Annotated in this window: 14 protein-coding genes; 6 read left to right on the top strand and 8 right to left on the bottom strand. The window is 75.4% G+C overall.

The genetic code is table 11. The features are described 5' to 3' along the window. Nucleotides 1-28: 28 nt before the first annotated feature. The 3 genes from ACSMX9_RS01985 to ACSMX9_RS01995 all read right to left on the bottom strand — a co-directional run bounded on the left by ACSMX9_RS01985 (nucleotide 29) and on the right by ACSMX9_RS01995 (nucleotide 2994). Nucleotides 29-790: a GntR family transcriptional regulator gene (locus ACSMX9_RS01985; RefSeq protein WP_351244913.1), complete on the bottom strand. Its 762-nt coding sequence runs from the start codon at nucleotides 788-790 to the stop codon at nucleotides 29-31. A gap of 304 nt (nucleotides 791-1094) precedes the next feature. Further along, entirely contained in the window at nucleotides 1095-1976 is an 882-nt protein-coding gene (gene sigJ / locus ACSMX9_RS01990; RefSeq protein ID WP_445399454.1) for an RNA polymerase sigma factor SigJ, read from the bottom strand. Nucleotides 1977-2031: 55 nt separating this feature from the next. Then, nucleotides 2032-2994, bottom strand: coding sequence for an EamA family transporter (locus ACSMX9_RS01995; protein WP_445399456.1), 963 nt, complete (start codon nucleotides 2992-2994; stop codon nucleotides 2032-2034). 47 nt (nucleotides 2995-3041) lie between these two features. On the opposite strand from ACSMX9_RS01995, the gene pdxR reads away from it, so the two are divergent. From pdxR to ACSMX9_RS02015, 4 genes are all read left to right on the top strand, one after another. After that, on the top strand, nucleotides 3042-4505 hold the full coding sequence (gene pdxR / locus ACSMX9_RS02000; RefSeq protein WP_445399458.1) for a MocR-like pyridoxine biosynthesis transcription factor PdxR: 1464 nt from the start codon (nucleotides 3042-3044) through the stop codon (nucleotides 4503-4505). A 131-nt stretch (nucleotides 4506-4636) separates the two neighbouring features. Then, nucleotides 4637-6079 carry an SWIM zinc finger family protein gene (locus tag ACSMX9_RS02005; RefSeq protein WP_445399460.1) on the top strand — a complete coding sequence of 481 codons (1443 nt, stop codon included), beginning with the start codon at nucleotides 4637-4639 and terminating at the stop codon, nucleotides 6077-6079. Then, the gene (locus tag ACSMX9_RS02010; RefSeq protein ID WP_445399462.1) at nucleotides 6076-8790 is read left to right on the top strand and encodes a DUF7824 domain-containing protein; all 2715 of its coding nucleotides are present in this window, start codon (nucleotides 6076-6078) and stop codon (nucleotides 8788-8790) included. The genes ACSMX9_RS02005 and ACSMX9_RS02010 overlap by 4 nt, the downstream gene beginning before the upstream one ends. A gap of 101 nt (nucleotides 8791-8891) precedes the next feature. Continuing rightward, entirely contained in the window at nucleotides 8892-10337 is a 1446-nt protein-coding gene (locus ACSMX9_RS02015; RefSeq protein WP_445399464.1) for a GNAT family N-acetyltransferase, read from the top strand. Here ACSMX9_RS02015 and ACSMX9_RS02020 read toward each other — a convergent pair. Beyond that, nucleotides 10223-10750, bottom strand: a complete 528-nt coding sequence (locus tag ACSMX9_RS02020; RefSeq protein ID WP_445399466.1) for a hypothetical protein — start codon at nucleotides 10748-10750, stop codon at nucleotides 10223-10225. The two genes, ACSMX9_RS02015 and ACSMX9_RS02020, sit on opposite strands and share 115 nt — an antisense overlap. A 243-nt stretch (nucleotides 10751-10993) precedes the next feature. Between ACSMX9_RS02020 and ACSMX9_RS02025 the strand changes: the two genes are divergently transcribed. After that, a complete protein-coding gene (locus tag ACSMX9_RS02025; protein ID WP_445399468.1) occupies nucleotides 10994-12685 on the top strand; it encodes a DUF885 domain-containing protein in 1692 nt (563 codons plus the stop codon). Nucleotides 12686-12709: 24 nt separating this feature from the next. Here ACSMX9_RS02025 and ACSMX9_RS02030 read toward each other — a convergent pair whose 3' ends face one another. The 3 genes from ACSMX9_RS02030 to ACSMX9_RS02040 are packed head-to-tail and all read right to left on the bottom strand — an operon-like array spanning nucleotide 12710 to nucleotide 17553. Beyond that, nucleotides 12710-15712, bottom strand: a complete 3003-nt coding sequence (locus ACSMX9_RS02030; RefSeq protein WP_445399470.1) for an AAA family ATPase — start codon at nucleotides 15710-15712, stop codon at nucleotides 12710-12712. Further along, the gene (locus ACSMX9_RS02035; RefSeq protein ID WP_445399472.1) at nucleotides 15709-16872 is read right to left on the bottom strand and encodes an exonuclease SbcCD subunit D; all 1164 of its coding nucleotides are present in this window, start codon (nucleotides 16870-16872) and stop codon (nucleotides 15709-15711) included. Before ACSMX9_RS02035 ends, ACSMX9_RS02030 begins: the two co-directional genes overlap by 4 nt. 54 nt (nucleotides 16873-16926) lie before the next feature. Continuing rightward, on the bottom strand, nucleotides 16927-17553 hold the full coding sequence (locus ACSMX9_RS02040) for a YigZ family protein (RefSeq protein ID WP_366114835.1): 627 nt from the start codon (nucleotides 17551-17553) through the stop codon (nucleotides 16927-16929). A gap of 118 nt (nucleotides 17554-17671) precedes the next feature. Here ACSMX9_RS02040 and ACSMX9_RS02045 point away from each other — a divergent pair, with 118 nt between their 5' ends. Next, nucleotides 17672-18079, top strand: coding sequence for a CoA-binding protein (locus ACSMX9_RS02045; protein WP_445399474.1), 408 nt, complete (start codon nucleotides 17672-17674; stop codon nucleotides 18077-18079). 17 nt (nucleotides 18080-18096) lie between these two features. On the opposite strand, the gene ACSMX9_RS02050 is transcribed toward ACSMX9_RS02045, so the two are convergent. Further along, nucleotides 18097-18654 (bottom strand): YbaK/EbsC family protein, encoded by a 558-nt coding sequence (locus ACSMX9_RS02050; RefSeq protein ID WP_445399476.1) that lies wholly within the window; start codon nucleotides 18652-18654, stop codon nucleotides 18097-18099. Nucleotides 18655-18662 lie beyond the last annotated feature (8 nt).

The following is an 18662-nucleotide window of genomic DNA, read 5'->3' on the forward strand; positions in this document are numbered from 1 at the left end:
GGTGGGGCGTCCCGGCGGTCGCGGACGTTCAGGAGGCCTGGCGCTCGGGTCCGTGGTGTATTTCGACGCCGCCCGAGTCACCGAAGGTGAGGCGGCAGGTGTCGGCCCGGTAGGTGGCCACGGAGACCGCGGCGGTGCGGCCGGCGGCGAAGAACCGGGTGGTGACCACGAGCACCGGGGAACCGGGCAGCCGGTCGAGTTCGCGGGCGTCGTCGGCGCGGGCCGAGCCCAACTCCACCGCCCGGTCCTGGCCTTCCAGCCCCAGCCGCTGGAGCTCCCGCAGCACGGCCCGGGCCCGGGCGGTGCCGGACGGGCTGTCGATGCCGGAGAGGTCCGGAACGGACGCGGCGGGGACGTAGAGCAGTTCCGCGGCGACGGGCTGCCCGTGGGAGACCCGGGTGCGCCGCACGACGTGCACGGCCTCGCCCTCGGGGGTCTCCAGCATCCGGGCGATCGCGGGGGGCGGTGCGTCCGTCTCCCCGCCCGCGGTCTGCCAGGTGTCGCCGAGCGCGCCCGGCCAGTCCTGGACGGGAGAGCCCACGGCCACCCCGACCCGCGGCGGTGCGACGGTGGTGCCGACGCCCCGGCGGCGTTGCAGCCGTCCTTCGAGTTCGAGTTGCTCCAGCGCCTGCCGGAGGGTCGCGCGGGCCACCCCGAAGCGGGCGGCCAGCTCACGTTCGTTGGGCAGGATCTCGCCCACCGTGAACTCCGAGTCGAGTGCCTCGGTGAGCACGGTCTTCAGGTGCCAGTACTTGGGCTCCGGCACCGTCTCCAGTTGCGTGGTCCCCACCCTGTCCTCCGCAATCGCCGTGTCCCAGAAGCGTTTTAGCGCCCTTGTTTATTAAAGGTTCCTGCACTATGCCTGTGACGATAGAGCCGAGACACCCCTTGGTCAAGACCAATTCTGAAACGGCGCGGTGCCGATCCCGGCTCCGCCCGGACAACATTCATGAGGTGTTAGCGATGCCCACACGCCCGTAAGGCCACTGTCACATAGCGTACAGGGCCCGTCACATGACGAAATCTTTACTTTCCGCCGAATGCCCGCGGCGGTCACCCGCCCGGACGCCCCGGCGGAACGGCATCGGATCGCCTCACGTCAGGGCGGTGAGTTTGTCCGGGTTGCGTACGATGTAGACGCGCTGGACGCGGCCAGCGGCAACGTCCAGTTGGAACACCGTATCGGGTGCGCCGCCGCTGCGGACCAGGATCGCGGTCCCTCCGTTGAGTTCGAGGAACTCGAAGGTCAGGCCGTCGTCCGCGCTCTTGCGGGCCGCCCCCCACAGGAAACGGGCCACCTTGTCGGCCGAAGCGATCACCCGCAGCGGGGCCCTGCTCTTGCCCCCGCTGTCGCCGACCAGGGTCGCGTCCGGAGCGAGCAACGACAACAGGGCGGCGAAGTCCCCGCCGGTCGCCGCGGCGAGGAAGCGCTCGGTGAGCTCACGGCGCTGGGCGGGATCGACCTCGTAGCGCGGATGCCGCTCCTCGACGTGCCGCCGGGCCCGGGCGGCGAGTTGCCGGACGGCCGCCTCCCCGCGGTCGAGGATCCGAGCGATCTCCGCGTACGGATAGCCGAACGCCTCGCGCAGCACGAACACCGCGCGCTCCAGCGGGGACAACGACTCCAGCACCACCAGCACGGCGAACGACACGGACTCCGCCAGCGCGGCCCGTTCGGCACCGTCGGGGAGGACCGGCCCGAAGTCGGTCACCAAGGGCTCGGGCAGCCAGGGGCCGACGTAGGACTCGCGGCGGGCCCGCAGCTGGCGGAGCCGGTCGAGGGCGAGCCGGGTGGTGATCCGCACCAGGAAGCCGCGCGGTGCGCGCACCTGGTCCCGCTCGGCGGCCGACCACCGCAGCCAGGCCTCCTGCACCACGTCCTCGGCGTCGGCCACCCGGCCCAGCATCCGGTAGGCCACGCCCATCAGGACGGGACGGTGCTCTTCGAAGACCTCGGTCGCGGTGTCGGTGGTCATGCCCCCATCCCACCCCCGCCCGCGGCTGCTGTCCAACCCGCGCCGCGGGGACAGCTCAACCCCGGCGGTCGTCCGTCCGCGCCGCCCGGACGGGCGCCGAATCCGGGGCGGGGGGCGACGGCGGCGAGCCGGCGCCGCGGGCCCCGAGCAGGCCGGCCCCGAGGGCCACGCCGGCCGCGACCAGGGCGCTGCCGAGCGCCTGGGGCATCCCGTAGGTCCCCGCCCCGACCAGCGGCGCGGTGCCCGCGGCGGCGACCGGGATCAGCCCGGAGAACAGCGTGGCCCGTTCGGCGCCGATCCGCTGCACGCCGGCGTACCAGCAGACGAATCCGACGACGGTGACCACCACGGCCATCCACCCCAGGGCCAGCGCCTCGGTGGTGTCGGGCGGCCGGAGCCAGGTCCCGCCCGCCGCACCGACCGCGACCAGCCCGACCACCGCGGACTCCACCGCCGCCAACGCGCAGACCACAGCCGACAACAGCACCGGCCCCAGCGGGCGCAGCACGGGCACCGCCAGCACGGCGAAGCCCACCTCGCCCACCAGGGCCCCCACGGAGAACACCAGCCCCATCGCATCGGTGCGCCCCCAGCCCTGGACCGTGAAGGCCCCCGCGGCCACCAGCAGGGCGCCGTGCAACACGGCCCGGCTCGGGCGACGGCCCGCGAGCAGCGGCACCAGCACGGCCACGACGACCGGGGCGCAGCCGACGAGGACCCCGGGCACCGCGGGCTCCGCGGTGCGCTCGGCCGCGAGGACGGCGGTGTTGAAGCCGACCATGCCGAGGGCGGCGAGCAGAAGCAGGCGCAGCCACTGACGGGCCGCCAGGGCTCGGACCGCGGTCAGGGACCCGGCGGGCAGCAGGGGCAGCAGCAGGAGGAAGGCGAGCCCGTAGCGCAGGAACAGCCCACCCGCGTAGGGGTAGTCGCCGAGGAGGCTGTTGGCCGTGAAGGAGCCGCCGACCAGGAGGCAGGCGAGGGCGGCGGAGAGCGCGCCGCGCACCGGGTTCGCGTTCATGGGGGCGACGTTAGGGGCGGTGGTGGACCGGTTTAAGGTCCATTTCCATGAGCGTATCGGGGACCACTTCCGATGGCGGTGCACGGGAACGGGACGCGGGGCCCGGCACTCCGGTGTGGGAGTTGCTAAAGCCCGCCGTGACCGCTCCGGTCCGCCGTCGGGGCCGCGCCCTCCAGTCGGCGTTGCGCGCGGCCGCCCGCAGCGGGCGGCTCGCCCCCGGGACCCGGCTGCCGTCGAGCCGGGATCTGGCCGCCGACCTCGGGGTGTCCCGCGGACTGGTGACGGAGGCGTACGAGCAACTGACCGCGGAGGGCTATCTGCGCAGCGACCGGGGCGCGGGCACCTGGGTGGGCGACGCCGCTCGGGCCGCGCGCCCCGGCGCACGGGACCGCGCACCGGGGCGGCACGGCGCGGCCGTCGACTTCCTGCCCGGCTCCCCCGACCTGTCGTTGTTTCCGCGCGCCGGGTGGACGGCCGCGCACCGGACGGCCCTGGCCGACCTGGCGCACGACGGACTGGGCTATCCGGATCCCGGAGGGCTGCCCCGGCTCCGCACCGCCCTGGCACAGATGTTGGCCCGACGCCGCGGAGTGGTCGCCGACCCCCAGCGGTTGGTGGTCTGCTCCGGAGTCGCCCAGGCGTTGACCCTGGTCGGGGGCGCGCTGCACGCGCGGGGCGGGCGAACGGTGGGGGTCGAGGACCCCGGCAGCCCCCCGCACGCGGAACTGTTCCGGGCGGTCGGGCTACGGACCGTCGCGCTGCCCGTGGACGACGAGGGGGTGGCGCTCGGTCCGCTCGCCTCGTCCGGGGCCCGGTGCGTGGTGACCACGCCGGCCCACCAGTTCCCGCTCGGCATCGGGTACTCCGCCGCACGCCGGGCCGCGCTGCTGGACTGGGCGCGGGAGGTGGACGGGCTGGTCGTGGAGGACGACTACGACGGCGACTTCCGGTACGACCGCTCCCCCGTGGGCGCCCTCCAGGGACTCGACCCGGAGCGGGTGTTCTACACAGGGTCGGTGAGCAAGTCGCTGGCCCCGGGGCTGCGGCTCGGCTGGTTGCTGGCCCCGGCCGGGTGGGTGGACACGATCGTGGCGCGCAAGCGGACCATGGACCTGGGCAACCCGGTCCTGGAACAGGAGGTGTTGGCGGGGTTCGTGGAGGGCGGCGGCTACGAACGTCAGTTGCGGCGGTGCGGGCGGGCCTACCGGGAACGGCGGGACGCCCTGGTCACGGCGGTGCGGGAGGGGTTCCCGGGGGCCGAGGTGACGGGGATCTCCGCCGGGCTGCACCTGATCGCGGCGCTCCCCGCGCGGTACGGCCCCGAGGCGCGGTTCCTGCTCCGGGCCCGGGAGGCTTCCGTCGAGGTGCGCCCGCTGTCGGCCTACCGGGCCGACAGCCGGGCCGCGCCGTCCGAGGACGGCGCGGTGCGGCTGGTCCTGGGGTACGCCCACCTCTCCCCCGCCCGGATCACGGCGGGCGTGCGCCGGCTCGTCGCCGCCGTGGACGGTTGACCCGCCGTGCGGCCGTCGAGCCCGGGGCCTCCCGGCCGACCGATGGCGCGAATGCGACGGCTCGCTTCCCGGTCCGTTCAACGTCCGTGCAGGTGGAACCCGTTGTCAGTGGGTGCTCCTACGGTGTGCCCATGACCCGATCACTACACGCCCTGGCCTATGCACGACCGTCCGCTCTGGAGAGCGCGCCGGACGGACGACGGCTCGGTCTGGAGACCTCGCAGGGCGCGACGCCGACCGGACGGCAGGACCACCCCCGGTTCTTCGCCGGTTTCCTCACCTCCCCGCAGATCGCTTCGGCGGCGCTGCTCGCGGTGGCCGACGTGGCGGCGGCCCGGTACTACCAGCCGCAGTTGCGGGCCTCGCTCGACCCGGTGGTGACGGGCAACGGCGACCGGCTGCGCTTCGAGTCCTTCTCCGGGTGCGGCGGCGTGTACGCCCGGCTCGACGTCCTGGCAGCGGGCCTGGACGGCGGGGAGATCGGGCACGGCACGACCAACGTGGACGTGAACGACCCGCTGCGCGAGGCGCTGTCCCGGCTGGGTACGGACGATCCGCTGCACCTGCGGGTCGGCCCCGAGGAACTGGCGGTCACCACGCTGGACGGTTCCGTCGTGGAGAAGAAGGTGCCGTTGCCGGACCGTTGGCTGCGGGGCTTCGCCGAGGCCCAGGTGATCGCGGCGGGCTTCGAGCTGCGGGCCGAACTGCCGGCCGCCGAGGCGGTGCGCTTCCTGCGGGCCTTGCCCAGGGCCGGCCGGGGCCGGCCCCCGCTGTGGGTGGTGCCCGCCGGGCGCGGCCTGCGGCAGACCACCCGACCGGTGCCGGGCGCGGTGTGCCTGCCTGGTCCGGAGCGACTGGTCGCGCTCCAGCGGGTGCTCCGGCACGCCACCGCCCTGCGGATCTACGGTCCGGCCGCGGTCGGGCAGGAGCCCGCCTCCGCCGCCTGGGAGGTCGTGCTGCCCGGCATGCGGCTGACGCTCACCCTGTCCCCCGAGGCGTCCCGCGGGTTCTCCGGCGAGGGCGGGGTGTTGGAGGCCCTGGCGACGGACGAGGCGGGTGAGGACGCCGATCTGATCTCGGTGCTCCTCGCCTGGGAGCCGCGGATCGACGTCGCCGATCTGGCCGCCTCCTCCGGCCTCCCCCCGGAGCGCGTCCGGGCCGCGCTGGTCCGGCTGGGCACCTCGGGTCGGGTGGGGTACGACACGGCCGAGGCCGCGTACTTCCACCGCGAGCTGCCCTACGACGCGCACCGCGTGGAGCGGCACAACCCGCGGTTGCGGTCGGCGCTCGCCCTGCTGCGGGCCGGCGCGGTCGCCCTGGCGGGCGAGCTGGGCACGGTGACCGCCGCGGACGGCCACGTGCACCGGGTGCGCGAGGACCGCGGGCGGCTGAGCTGCACCTGCCAGTGGTGGGCGGAGTACCGGGGCGGGCGGGGCCCCTGCAAGCACGCCCTGGCCGTGCGGATGGCCCGCCGGGGCGCGGCGGACGCGCCCAGGGCGGACGGGAACGGGCCCGGTGCGGGCGAGGACACGACGGTCGCCGTCGGTGGGAACGCGGGAGAGGCACGAGGATGACGAACACGACGGCCACGGCCGGAACGGCGGCGCGGACGGGGGCGACCGGTTCGGCGCCCGGTACCCCGGAGGACCTGGTGGCGGCCGTGCGCACCGGGAAGACGGCCGTGGTGGTCGCCTTGGTGCGCGACATGGACGCAGCCGAACGGCGGGCGGCGCTCCCGGCGCTGAAGGAACTGCGCAAGGAACTGCGCGGGGCCCGCTGGAACGACCCGGCCCGTGCCGCCTATCCGGCGCTGCACGCGGCGGGTGCCGGCTGCCAGTCCGGGGCCGCGGCCACCGCGACCTGGCTCGCCGGGGCCGACATGCGCTGGTCCGGGGCGAAGTCCCGGCACCTGCTGGACCTGCTCTCGGACCGCACCCCCGAGTGGCAGGCGGAGGTGGCCCGGCGGTTGGCGGACCGCCCGCTGGCCTCCCGCGTCCCCTACGAGCTGATGTCCGGGCTGGTGCAGCGCGCGGGATGCGAACCGCCCACCACCGAGGCGTACGTCCGGGGGTGGATGGAGCACCTGAGCCGCAGCGGCGGGTCCCGCGGACCGAAGTTGCAGGACCGGCTCGCGGCCGATCCCCACCTGGTCCGTATGGTCGCCGCCCTGTTCGCCCAGGACGACGTCGGTTGGCAGCTCGAATGGACCTACGGCAACGACGCCGACCACGGCTGGACGCCCGCCCTGACGGAACTCACCGCCGCCGGGGTCCTGGACCGCGCCACGATGGTGGCCGCCTGCGTGGCACGGCTGCTGCGCGGGGGCAAGCCCCATGACCAGCGGGCGTTCCTGGGGGTGCTCACCGCCCTGTCCCCGACCCGGGAGGAGGAGCGGGAGCGGATCGCCGACTGGACGGCCCTGTTGGCGGACGCGGTGGGTCCGGTCGCCGCGTACGCCCAGAAGGTCCTGGGCGGGCTGGCTCTGGACGAGAATCTGACGATCCGTCAGGTTGCGGAGTCCTCGCGCGGGGCGCTGTTCCGTCCGGAGAAGAAGCTGGTGCGCGCCCAGCTCGTCCTGCTCGGCAAGGTGCTCACCGCCTCGCCGGGTACGGCGTCGGAGCTGCTGCCCGCCGTGGCGGACGCCTTCGGCCACCCGGACACCGACGTCCAGGAGCGGGCGGTCAAGCTGCTGGAGAAGCACGCGCGTCGGGCGGACGAAGGAGTGCGGGCGGACCTCCTCGGGGTCGCCGAGCAGCTGAGCACGGTGCTGCGGCCCCGTGCCGCCGCGGCCCTGGGCTTCGCCCCCGCGGCCCTGGAGCCCCTGGACGCCGGACCCCACGAGGAGTACCTGCCGCCGGTGCCCGAGCCGGTGCGGCTGGACCCGCCGATCGGCTCCGTGGCGGAACTGGCCGAGGAGATCAGCGCCCTGGTGACCGCGCGCGAGGAGGTGGCCGTCTTCGAGCGGGTGCTGGACGGTCTGGTGCGCCACGCCCACGCGGACCGTGCGGCCCTGGTCGAGGCGGTGCGACCGGTCGTCGCACGCCGCTGGTGGTACCCGGGGAAGCACCCCCACCTGACCCCCGACAAGAGGTTCGCGACGAGCACCTTCGGGATCGACGTGGTCCTGGCCGCCCTGTTCGACGCCGTCGGGACGGACACCCTGCACCGGGCGACACGACGCAACGGGGCCGGCGAGGAGGGGGAGTGCCCGCACTCCTGGCTGAACCGGCCCCGCCGGGCCCGGCTGTGGGAGGCCGCGCACCTGGTGCGCACCGACCCCCCGCCGTTCCTGTTGGCCACGCCCACCTGGACGTCCGGGCTGCTGGCCGCCGAGGACCTGGTGGCACGGCTCGCCGAGTACCGGGACCGGGGCGTCCGGCCGGCGGAGACGGACTTCGCGCAGGCACTGTTGCGGGTGGAGCGGGACGGGGGCGCCCGGGCCGCCGAGGCGCTCGCCCTCGGCACCCCGGAGGGCGAACGCCTCGCCCGCTGGCTGACCACCGAGGAGGCCGCGCCTGAGGTGACCTTGACGGCTCCCCTGAGGGACCCGCACCACCTGCTCGTCAACGTGGGCGGGATACCCGGGTCCCAGGAGGAGTGGCCCGAGGTGTTCCGGGGGCTGGGGCTGCCCGCCTCCCACGGCCGCCGCCCCTGGAGCTGCGACCACTGGCACGCCGCCGGCGAGGCCCACCGGTTGGCCGCCCTGCCGGGGCGACGCGAAATGGTGGCCGCCCGCATCGTGGACCAGTTTTCGCGCGTCGCCACGGTGGACGCCCGCGGTGACGTCGCCTACCTCCCCCTGCTCGCCGAGGCACCGGGGCCCGCCGGGGTCGCGGTCCACCTGTCCGTGGCGTACGGGCTGGGCGCCCGCGCCGGCGAGGACCGGACGGCAGCGGTGGACGCCCTGCTGGTGCTCGCCGCCCGGGGCGACCTCGACGCCGCACGGTTGGGCGGCCTCCTGGGCACCCTGGCGGCCGGCGGCACGGTGAAGGCGAGCCGGCTGGTGGACAGCATGAGCACCGCGGCGACGACCGGCGCGTACGCCACCGTGTGGGCGGTGCTCCGCGAAGCGCTCCCGCCCCTGCTGGAGGACGCCGTCCGGTCGGGCAAGGGCGCGCGCGGGCTGGCGGACCTGCTGGCCACCGCGGCGGACTGCGTGGAGCGCTGCGGGACGGGCTCCGGCGTACCGCACCTGGAGTCGTTGGCGGAACGCGGCGGCGGTTCGCGGTTGGTGAGTCAGGCCCGCCGGCTGAAGGCCCTGACCGGCGCGGACGCCGACGGCTGACCGGAGCGGCGGGGGCGACCGGACCGTGACCGCGGGGGGCTGTTACCCGCCGGTCACGGCCGGTTCGCGCATCCGCAACACCGCCCCGCCACGGTGGTCGCATGAGCCCGGACACATCTGACCACCCCCGGCGTCCGCACTGGCGGCGCGATGCCGTGGAACTGGCCGCCCTGTTCACGGCGGTGGCCGTCGCGGACACGGTGGCCCATCTGATCGGCCACGGCCCGGACGGCCCCGAACTGCTGGCCGTCTCGGCGGTGGTCCTGCTGGCCACCGCGGCGTTCCACGCCTGGTGGGCCCACCGGCACCGCCGCCCCGCCCGCCCGCCCCGGACCGCCGGGCGGCCGGGTGGGGCGGGCGCACCACCGGCCGACGCACCGACCACCGGCGTGTGGCGGCTGCGGACCACGGTCCGCGACGCCCCCGGGTCCCTCGCGGCGCTGTGCACGGCCCTGGCCTCGCACGGCGTGGACATCCTCAGCCTCCAGACCCATCCCTTGGCCGAGGGCACCGTCGACGAGTTCCTGCTGCGGGTACCGGCCGGGCTGTCCCCGGCCGAGGTCACCCGGGCCGCCGACCGGGCCGGGGGCACGGACCACTGGATCGAACGCGCCGACGCCCACGACCTGGTGGACGCGCCGACCCGGGTGCTGGCCCTGGCCACCCGGACCGCGCTGGATCCGGCCGAACTGCCCCCGGCGCTGCGCAGGCTCCTCGGCCGCTGCACCGTCCGCCCCCACCCCGCGCCCGTCGACGAGGACGAGGGGGTGCACGGCACCGTGCTGCGGTTGCGCACCCGGGACGGCGGCTTCCTCACCGTGGAGCGCCCGCACCTGCCCTTCACCCCCACCGAGTTCGCGCGGGCCCGCGCGCTGGTGGAGTTGGACGGGCGGCTCGGCCCCCGGGTGCCCGAGGAGCGGTCGGTCCTGGAACTGGGCTCCGGCGCCGCGGTGACGGTGCGCCGGGCGTCCCCGGCGGACCTCGCGGCGGCGAGGGCGCTGCACGAGCGTTGTTCACCGCGGACGCTACGGCAGCGCTACCACGGCTCGTCCCGGGACACGGACCGTCGGCTGCCCCGTCTGCTGCACCCCGCGTACGGGCGCACCCTGGCCGTCTGCACCGCTTCCGGACGGATCGTGGCGCTGGGCCACCTGTTGTGGGACGGCGACGAGACGGAGGTGGCGCTGCTCGTGGAGGACGCCTGGCAGGGGCGCGGCATCGGGGGAGAACTGCTGGGCCGGCTGGTGCGACTGGCCGAGGAGGCGGGCTGCCGCGACGTCCACGCGGTGACCGGCCCGTCCAACACGGCGATGATCGCGGCGCTGCGCGGACTGGGCCGTCCCCTGGACTACCTGGCCGACGACGGCGTCCTCGTCGTCACCGCCGCACTGGGCGGGCCGGAGGCGGACCGGCCCGCCCGGGGCGGTTCCGCTCAGCAGGAGACCTCGTCGTCGTCGTCGAGCGCCGACTCGGTGCCCACCCGGAACGCCCCCGGGTCGAACGTGAGCCGCAAGAGCACCGGGGCTCCCGACAGTTCCTTCTCGTAGCAGACGTCACCCGGGAGCCCCCGCGGTTCCGACCCGTTCCGGGACGCCACCCACGTCCAGCCGTCCGCCTCGGCCAGGGTGCGGTAGTGGTCCCGGACGGCGTCGTGGCCACCGTCGAACTCGTAACTGCGGGTCGCCGACAGCAGTTCCTCGTCGTTGGCGTCGAGGCAGCCCACTTCCAGGACGTACCAGCCCTCGGAGATCCGGGCGCCCCGCGGCGGGGTGCCCAGCAAGGGCACCGAGGAGATCTCCTCCGCCCGGGCCTGGGTGCCCAGGCAGTCGTCCTCGTCCAGCAGCAGGCCCCCCAGCATCCGGTTCAGCCCGAGGAGCAGCGCCAGGCCCACCAGCAGGGCGCCCACCACGGTCAGGGCACCCCACTGCCACACGGTCAATCCGGTCGGCTTCTGCGACACCGCCCCGCCCCCAGGTACGTCCGAAAGCGCCCGTCCCGTCCCCATCGTGGCGCTCGGGGCGAAGGTACACGTCACGGACGCCTTCCGGGGGCCGTCGAGGTGCGGTCCGAGCAGCTGCGCCGCGTTCCCGGTCGGCGGCGGCCCGATCCCGCCGGCGACCGGCGGCGGAAGCCGTGGCCGGGACCGGTTCCCGTACGGGCCGCCGCCGTGACGGGGCGGGGGTCCACGTACGAGGATGTCCGCATGTCACAGAAGAACGACCCGCTCCCCCGTGAGGTCGCCGACGCCTACGTCGACGCCCTCGTCGCCCTCGATCCGGTCACCGGCACCTACCTCGGGGTGCGGGAGAGCCACCGCGCACTGCCCGACTACTCACCGCAGGGGCGGGCGGCCCTGGCCGACCTCGCCCGCCGGACCCTGGACCGTCTGACGGCCGCCGAGGCGCGGCCGGGCGCCGAGGACGAGCGGGAGCGCCGGTGCGGCCGGTTGCTGCGCGAACGGCTCACCGCCGAGTTGGCCGTCCACGACGCCGGGGAACACCTGCGCGCGGTCGGCAACATGGAGACCCCGGCGCACGCCGTACGGGAGGTGTTCACCCTCACCCCCACGGAAACGGCGGAGGACTGGGCCGCGGTCGAGGCACGGCTGCGCGCGGTGCCCGCCGCCCTGGCCGGCTACCGGGAGTCGCTCGCCCTGGGTCTGGAACGCGAGCGGTACGCGGGCCCGCGGCCCACCGCCACCTTCGTCGACCAGCTCGCCGAGTGGACCGCACGGGACGCGGACGGCCTCTCCTGGTTCCACCACTTCGTGGCCCCGGCCCCGTCGTCGCTGCACGCCGGCCTCACCGAGGCGGCGGAGGCGGCCCGGGCCGCGTTCGCGGCGCTGCACGACTGGATGACCGGTACCTACGCCCCGAGGACCGCCGGCGCGCCGAACGCGGTGGGTGCCGAGCGGTACGCCCGCTGGGCCCGCTACTACAACGGCACGGACCTCGATCTGGCCGAGGCGTACGCCTACGGCTGGGCCGAGTACCACCGGCTGCTCGCCGAGATGCGGGCGGAGGCGGAGAAGGTCCTGCCGGGCGCCGCGACGCCCTGGACGGCGCTGGCCCACCTCGATGCGCACGGGCACCGCGTCGAGGGCGTGGAGGAGGTGCGGGTCTGGCTCCAGGAGCTGATGGACCGTGCGATCGCCGAGTTGGACGGCACCCACTTCGAACTCGCCGACCGGGTCAGGGTGGTGGAGTCTTGGATCGCTCCGCCCGGCAGCGCAGCCGCCCCGTACTACACCGCTCCCTCGGAGGACTTCTCCCGTCCGGGGCGCACCTGGCTGCCGACCATGGGCGAGCACAGCTTCCCCACCTACGACCTGGTGTCCACCTGGTACCACGAGGGCGTTCCGGGCCACCACCTCCAGCTGGCGCAGTGGGCCCACGTCGGTGCGAACCTGTCCCGCTACCAGGCGGGCGTGGGCGCGGTGAGCGCCAACTGCGAGGGCTGGGCCCTGTACGCGGAGCGGCTGATGGACGAGTTGGGCTTCCTCACCGACCCCGAGTACCGGCTCGGCTACCTGGACGCGCAGATGCTGCGGGCGGTGCGGGTGATCATCGACATCGGGGTGCACCTGGAGCTGGAGATCCCGGCCGACTCGCCGTTCAGGCCCGGCGAGCGGTGGACGCCCGAGTCCGCGGAGGAGTTCTTCGGCGCCCACAGCAGCCGCCCGGCGGACCACGTGGCGAGCGAGATGACCCGCTATCTGTCGATCCCCGGCCAGGCCATCGGCTACAAGCTGGGCGAGCGGGCGTGGTTGACGGGTCGCGAACGGGCCCGTGCCCGGCACGGGGACGCCTTCGACGCGAAGGCGTGGCACATGGCCGCGCTCTCGCAGGGGTCCCTGGGCCTGGACGACCTGGTGGACGAGTTGTCCCGGCTCTGAGCGCATCACGGGTGCGCCGCGACGTCAGTGGCCGCCGGCCCGCTGGCGCACCCGTGATCCGCCGCGTCCCTTCACGACCTCCAGTTGTGCGTGCACCCGGCGGCGGAGGTCGGGGACGTGGCTCACGATCCCCACCGAACGGTCGCGTTCGCGCAGCGAGTCGAGGACGTCCAGCACCTCGTCCAGGCTCTGGTCGTCGAGGCTGCCGAAGCCCTCGTCGATGAAGAGGGTGTCCAAGCGCACCCCGCCGGCCTCGTCGGTCACCACGTCGGCGAGGCCCAGCGCGAGGGCCAGGGAGGCGAAGAAGGTCTCGCCCCCGGAGAGGGTCGAGGTGTCCCGGGCACGGCCGGTCCAGGCGTCCACCACGTGCAGTCCGAGGCCCGAACGGCCCCGGCCCGAGCGGTCGTCGGAGTGCACCAGGGTGTAGCGGCCCTGGGACATCCGGGCGAGCCGGGCCGTTGCCGCGGCGGCCACCTGCTCCAGTCGGGCGGCCAGGACGTAGGACTCCAGGCGCATCCGGCGTTCGTTCGCGGCGGAGGTGCCGGCGGTGAGCGAGGCGAGCCGGGCGACCCGGTCGTGCTCCGCGCGCCGGGGGCCGAGCGCCCGGACGGCCGCGGTGATCCGGGCGGAGAGCCGTGTCAGGTCCTCGCGGTCGCGGACGGCCGCGGCGTGCCGGGAGGCGGCCTCCCGCAGCCGTTGCTCGGCCCGGGCGGCGGCGCGTTCGACGGCGGGGAGGTCCACGGGCGGCAGGCCGGCGGCGGTGAGCGCCTCGACGTCGGTGAGGACCGTCCGGACCTCGGCGTCCGTCTGCTGCCAGGCGTCGATCCGCTGCTGGAGCGCCCGGTGCGCAGGGCCGTCGAGCAGGGCTGCGGCAGCGGCGTCGGGGGTGTCGAAACCGGCGCGGTAGGCGGCGTCGGAGAGCCGCGCGTCGGCCTCCTTGAGCTGCCGTGCGGCTTCGGCCGCGGTCCGCGCCGCCTCGGCCGCGGTGTGCAGCGCGTCCACCCGCCGTTGCAGTGCCTCGGCCCGGGCGGCGACGCTGAGGGCTTCGCCGCGGGCCTCGGTCAGCTCCGCTTCGACGGCTGCCGCCTCGCGTTCCCACGCCTCCCGCCGGGCGGCTCGCGAGGCGGCCCGGCGGGCCGCCTCCTGCTGGGTCGTGACGCGCCGGGCGTGTTCGGCCTCGGCCCGGTCGAGGGCCTCCCGGGCGGCGTGCAGTCCCCAGGCCGTGCGCCGGGCCGTCGCGAGGTCCGTGCGCAGCACGGTCACGGCCTCGGCGAGTTCCTTCACCGTGGCGTCGCCGGCGGCGGCCGTCGCCGCGGCGCGCTCCCCCTCGATCCGGGCACAGCGCTCGCCGGCCGCGGTGTGCGCGGCGTCGGCCTGCTGGTACGCCGTGTGCGCGGCCTCCTCGGCTCCCCGGTCGACGTGGCCCGGGGCCTTGCGGGCGGGGCGGGGGTGTTCGGTGGCGCCGCAGACGCCGCAGGGTTCCCCGCTGGTCAGGGTGGCGGCGAGTTCGGCGGCGATCCCGTTCAGCCGCTGTTCCCTCAGGTCCAGCCAGTCGTGGCGGGCGCGGTTGGCGCGGGTGTGGGCCGCCCGCAGCTCCTGTTCGGCCTCGACGGCCGCGGCGGCGAGCAGGTCGCGCTGGAGCGCCGCGGCGTGGCGCCCCTCGGCGGACTCCAGCCGACCGGCCAGCGCTTCGGCCCGGGCGAGGCCCTGCTGCGCGGCGTCGATCGCGTCGCGCAGCGCGGTACGGGTGGTCTCCCAGTCGTCGAGCCAACTGGCGGTGTCGTGGAGCAGTTCCCGGTCGGCGGCCTCCTCCTCTTGCCACCGGTCCCGTTCCCCGGCGAGTTCGGCCGCTCGGCGCTCGACGCGGCGGGCCGATTCGAGGGCGCCGAGTTCCTCGGCGGCCCGGCGGGCCGCGGTGTGCAGACCGTCGGCGTCGAGGGGGACCGGGGTGTCCGGGTCGCCGGCGGCCGTGCGGGCGGCGGCTTCGGCACCGGCCGCCCGCTGTCGGCGGGTCTCGGCCTCGTCGCGCAGTTCCCGGGCGGGGGCCACGGTGTCGGCCCGGCGGGCCGACTCGATGCGGAGCAGGTCCGCGCGGTGTTCCGCGGACCGCTCGGCGAGGGCCGCCGCCCGTTCCCGCGCCCGGGCGAACCGGGTCTGGAGCCGGTGCCGTTCGCCCGCCCCGTCCAGCGCGGAGCGGGCCGCGCGTAGGGCGGACTCGGCCGTGGTGAGGGCGCACTCGGTGTGGGCGAGGCGTTCGAGCGCGGTGCTGCGGGCCACGGCGGCCCAGCCGAGGAGGGCGGTGCCGAGGCCGGGGTCGCCGGGCGACAGCTCGGGCAACGGCGACTCCACCACGTCCCCGGCGGCGGTGACCATCTGGTTGGCGAGGGCGAGGAGTTCGGTGTCGGCGGTGCGGACGGCCTGTTCGCCGGCGCGACGCCGTTCGGCGAGGCGCTGTTCCACCGCGGCGAAGCGGCCGGTGTCGAAGAGCCGGCCGAGGAGCCGGCCGCGGGTCTCGGCGTCGGCGCGCAGGAACCGGGCGAAGTCCCCCTGCGGGAGCAGGACCACCTGGCAGAACTGTTCCTTGCTCATGCCGAGGAGTTGGCCGATCTCCTCGCCGATCTCCTGGTGGGAGCGGCTGAGGTCCTTCCAGGCGCCGTCCTGGTGCGCGCGCAGGGCGCTGTACGCCTTCTCGGTGGTGGTGCCGGAGCCGCGCTTCTTGGGGCGGGTCCAGGAGGGTCGGCGGGTCACCTCCAGTCGGCGCCCGGCGACGGTGAGGTCGAGGCTGACCTCGGTGACCGTGCCGGGGTCGGCGTGGTCGCTGCGCAGGTTGACCCCCTGGGGGCTGTGCCGGGCGCCCGGCACCGATCCGTACAGGGCGTAGCAGACCGCGTCGAGGACGGAGGTCTTGCCCGCGCCGGTGGGGCCGTGCAGCAGGAAGAGACCGGCGCGGGAGAGGTCGTCGAAGTCGATCCGTTGGGTGGTGCCGAAGGGCCCGAACGCCGTGAGGCGCAGCTCGTGGAGTCTCATCGGGCGGCCTCGTGCAGGGTGTCGGCGGCGCGGACCTCGTCGAGGGCGGTGCGCAGGACGGTCCGTTCGTGGTGGTCGGGTGCGGCGCCGCGGACGTGGGTGACGAAGTCCTCGGCGATCTGCTGGTCGGTGCGGCCGGCGAGGCGTCGGGCGTAGGAGGCGTGCCCGTCCCCGGCGGGCCGCTCCGGGTCGAAGACCAGGCTCAGGGTGTGCGGGAAGCGGGCGGACAGCCGGGCCATGGGGTCCTCGGGGCGGACCGGGTCGGTGAGGGCGGCCTCGATCCAGGCGTCCTCGTGGGGGGTGAGCGCGGGGTCCGCGAGCAGGTCGTCGAGGTGTCCGCGGAGCCGGGCCAGCGGGCGGGGGACGGGGCAGTCGAGGCGTTCGGCACGCACCCCGCCGGTGGCGTCGAGGTCGACCAGCCAGGTGCTCTTGCGGTGGTGCACCTCGGAGAAGGAGTAGGCGAGCGGGGAGCCCGAGTAGCGCACCTGGTGGCTCAGGGTCTGGCAGCCGTGGAGATGGCCGAGGGCCGTGTAGTCGACCCCGTCGAAGACCTCCAGCGGGACCGAGGCCACACCGCCCACGGTGATGTCGCGTTCGCTGTCGCTGGGCTGTCCGCCGGTGACGAAGGCGTGCGCGAGCACCACCGAGCGGGTCCCCGCGGGGCGGGCGGCGAGGTCGGCCCGGACCCGGTCCATCGCGGCGCGGAGCACGCTCTCGTGGCGGGCCCGGGGTACGCCCAGTTCCTCGCCGACCAGTGCGGGCTCCAGGTAGGGCAGCCCGTAGAACGCGACGTCGCCGTGGGCGTCGGGGAGCAGGACCGGGGTGCCCACCGCGTCGGGGGCGGTGCGCAGGTGGACGCCGGCGTGCGCGAGCAGCCCGGCGCCGACGCCCAGCCGGCGGGCGGAGTCGTGGTTGCCGGAGATCATCACGGTGGGCACGCCGAGGGCGGCGAGCCGGTGGAGGGTGTCGTCGAACAGCTCCACGGCGGCCAGCGGGGGAACGGCTCGGTCGTACACGTCCCCGGAGACCACCACCGCCTCCACCCCGCGGTCGCGGACGGTGGCGAGGAGATGGGTGATGAACTCGGCCTGGGCGTCGAGCATGTTCACCCGGTGGAAGGACCGACCGAGGTGCCAGTCGGACGTGTGCAGGAGCCTCATGGCCCCGAGACTAGCCGGCGGGTCCGACAGCCGGTGCGGGTCGCGGGACGGCACTCAGGCGGGGCCGTACGCCTCCCCGCCGAGGTCGAGGGCGGCCGTGCCCGCGGTGGTGTCCGCGAGCCAGGCGCGCAGCGCCTCGACGTCCGCGTCGGGCAGGGCGATCTCGATGGCCACCGCCTCCCCGTAGCGCACCTCGCGCACCTGGCGTCCGGTGGCGCGCAGGTCGTTCTGCACCTTGCCCGCGCGCTGGTGGTCGACGGTGACGGTGGCGATCCTGAAGCGTCTGCGGGTGACCGTCCCCAGGGCGTCCAGGGCTTCGCCGACGGCGCCCCCGTAGGCGCGGATCAGCCCCCCGGCGCCGAGCTTGACGCCGCCGTAGTAGCGGGTGACGACGGCGACGGCGTACCGCACGTCCCGGCGCAGCAGCATCTGGAGCATCGGCACGCCGGCGGTGCCGCCGGGCTCGCCGTCGTCGGACGCGCGCTGGACGGCGGCGTCGGCCCCGATGACGTAGGCGGTGCAGTTGTGGGTGGCGTCGGCGTGCTCCCGGCGGACGCGCGCGATGAAGTCCTGTGCCTCCCGTTCGGTGGCCGCGGGTGCGAGCGCGCACAGGAAGCGCGAGCGGTTGATCTCGATCTCGTGCACGCCCTCCCGGGCGACCGTGCGGTACTCGTCCTGCATCGTCCCAGCCTATGCGGTGTGCGGCGGGAGCCTCGCGCCGGCGCCGGGGGCGGCCGGGAATCCCGGGGGTCCCCGTCGCGTTGCCCGGAACGGACGGAAGCGCACGAGGAGGCGGCACATGTACGGCGACCGGGACACGGTCCGCAGGATCCTCACGGAGTCGGGTGACACCTGGGCGGTGGTGGGGCTGTCGAACAACGAGTCGAGAGCGGCGTACGGGGTGGCGCGCGTCCTCCAGCGCTTCGGGAAGCGGGTGGTGCCGGTGCACCCGAAGGCGGAGACGGTGCACGGCGAGCCCGGGTACGCCTCGCTGGCCGACGTGCCCTTCGACGTGGACGTGGTGGACGTGTTCGTCAACGCGGAGCACGCCGGCGCGATCGCCGACGAGGCGGTGGCCAAGGGGGCCCAGGCCGTGTGGTTCCAGCTCGGGGTGGTGGACGAGGCGGCGTACGAGCGCACCCGCGCGGCGGGGCTGGACATGGTGATGGACCGCTGCCCCGCCATCGAACTGCCCCGGCTGGGGTGATCCGCGGGCGGTCCGGATCAGGCCCGGCCGAGCCCGTCCACCAGGACGGCGCCGGGCAGCTCGGCGAGCGCCTTCCCGGGCATGATCAGCTTGCCTCGGCGCAGTCCGCTGCCGAGCAGGACGTGCGTCAGGTCCAGGAGGCGCGGATCGACGAACAGCGCCCAGTCGGCGGGCAGCCCGACGGGGGTGATGCCGCCGTGTTCCATGCCGGTGAGCCCGGTCGCGGTGTCCATGGCGGCGAAGGACGCCTTGCGGGCGCCCAGTTGACGGCGGACGGTCCCGTTGACGTCGACCCGGGCGGCGGACGGGACCAGGCAGGCCGCGAGGGTGCTCTCGCCGCCGCGCTTGCCGGCGACCACGACGCAGTTCGCGGAGAAGGGGAGCAGTTCCGCCCCGTAGTGCTCGACGAAGGCGTCGGTGTCCGCCCACCGCGGGTCCGTCTCGACGTGGAGGACCTCCTCCGCGGGAACGGTCCCCCGCCAGTGGCGGAGCGCGTCGACGACGGGGACGGGCAGGGCGTGCAGGCGGTGGAGGGCGGGGGCGACGTCGTCGAAGGAGTCGAGGGGGGCTGGCATGCCGGAAC

Source organism: Streptomyces sp. LE64 (genome assembly GCF_052606915.1).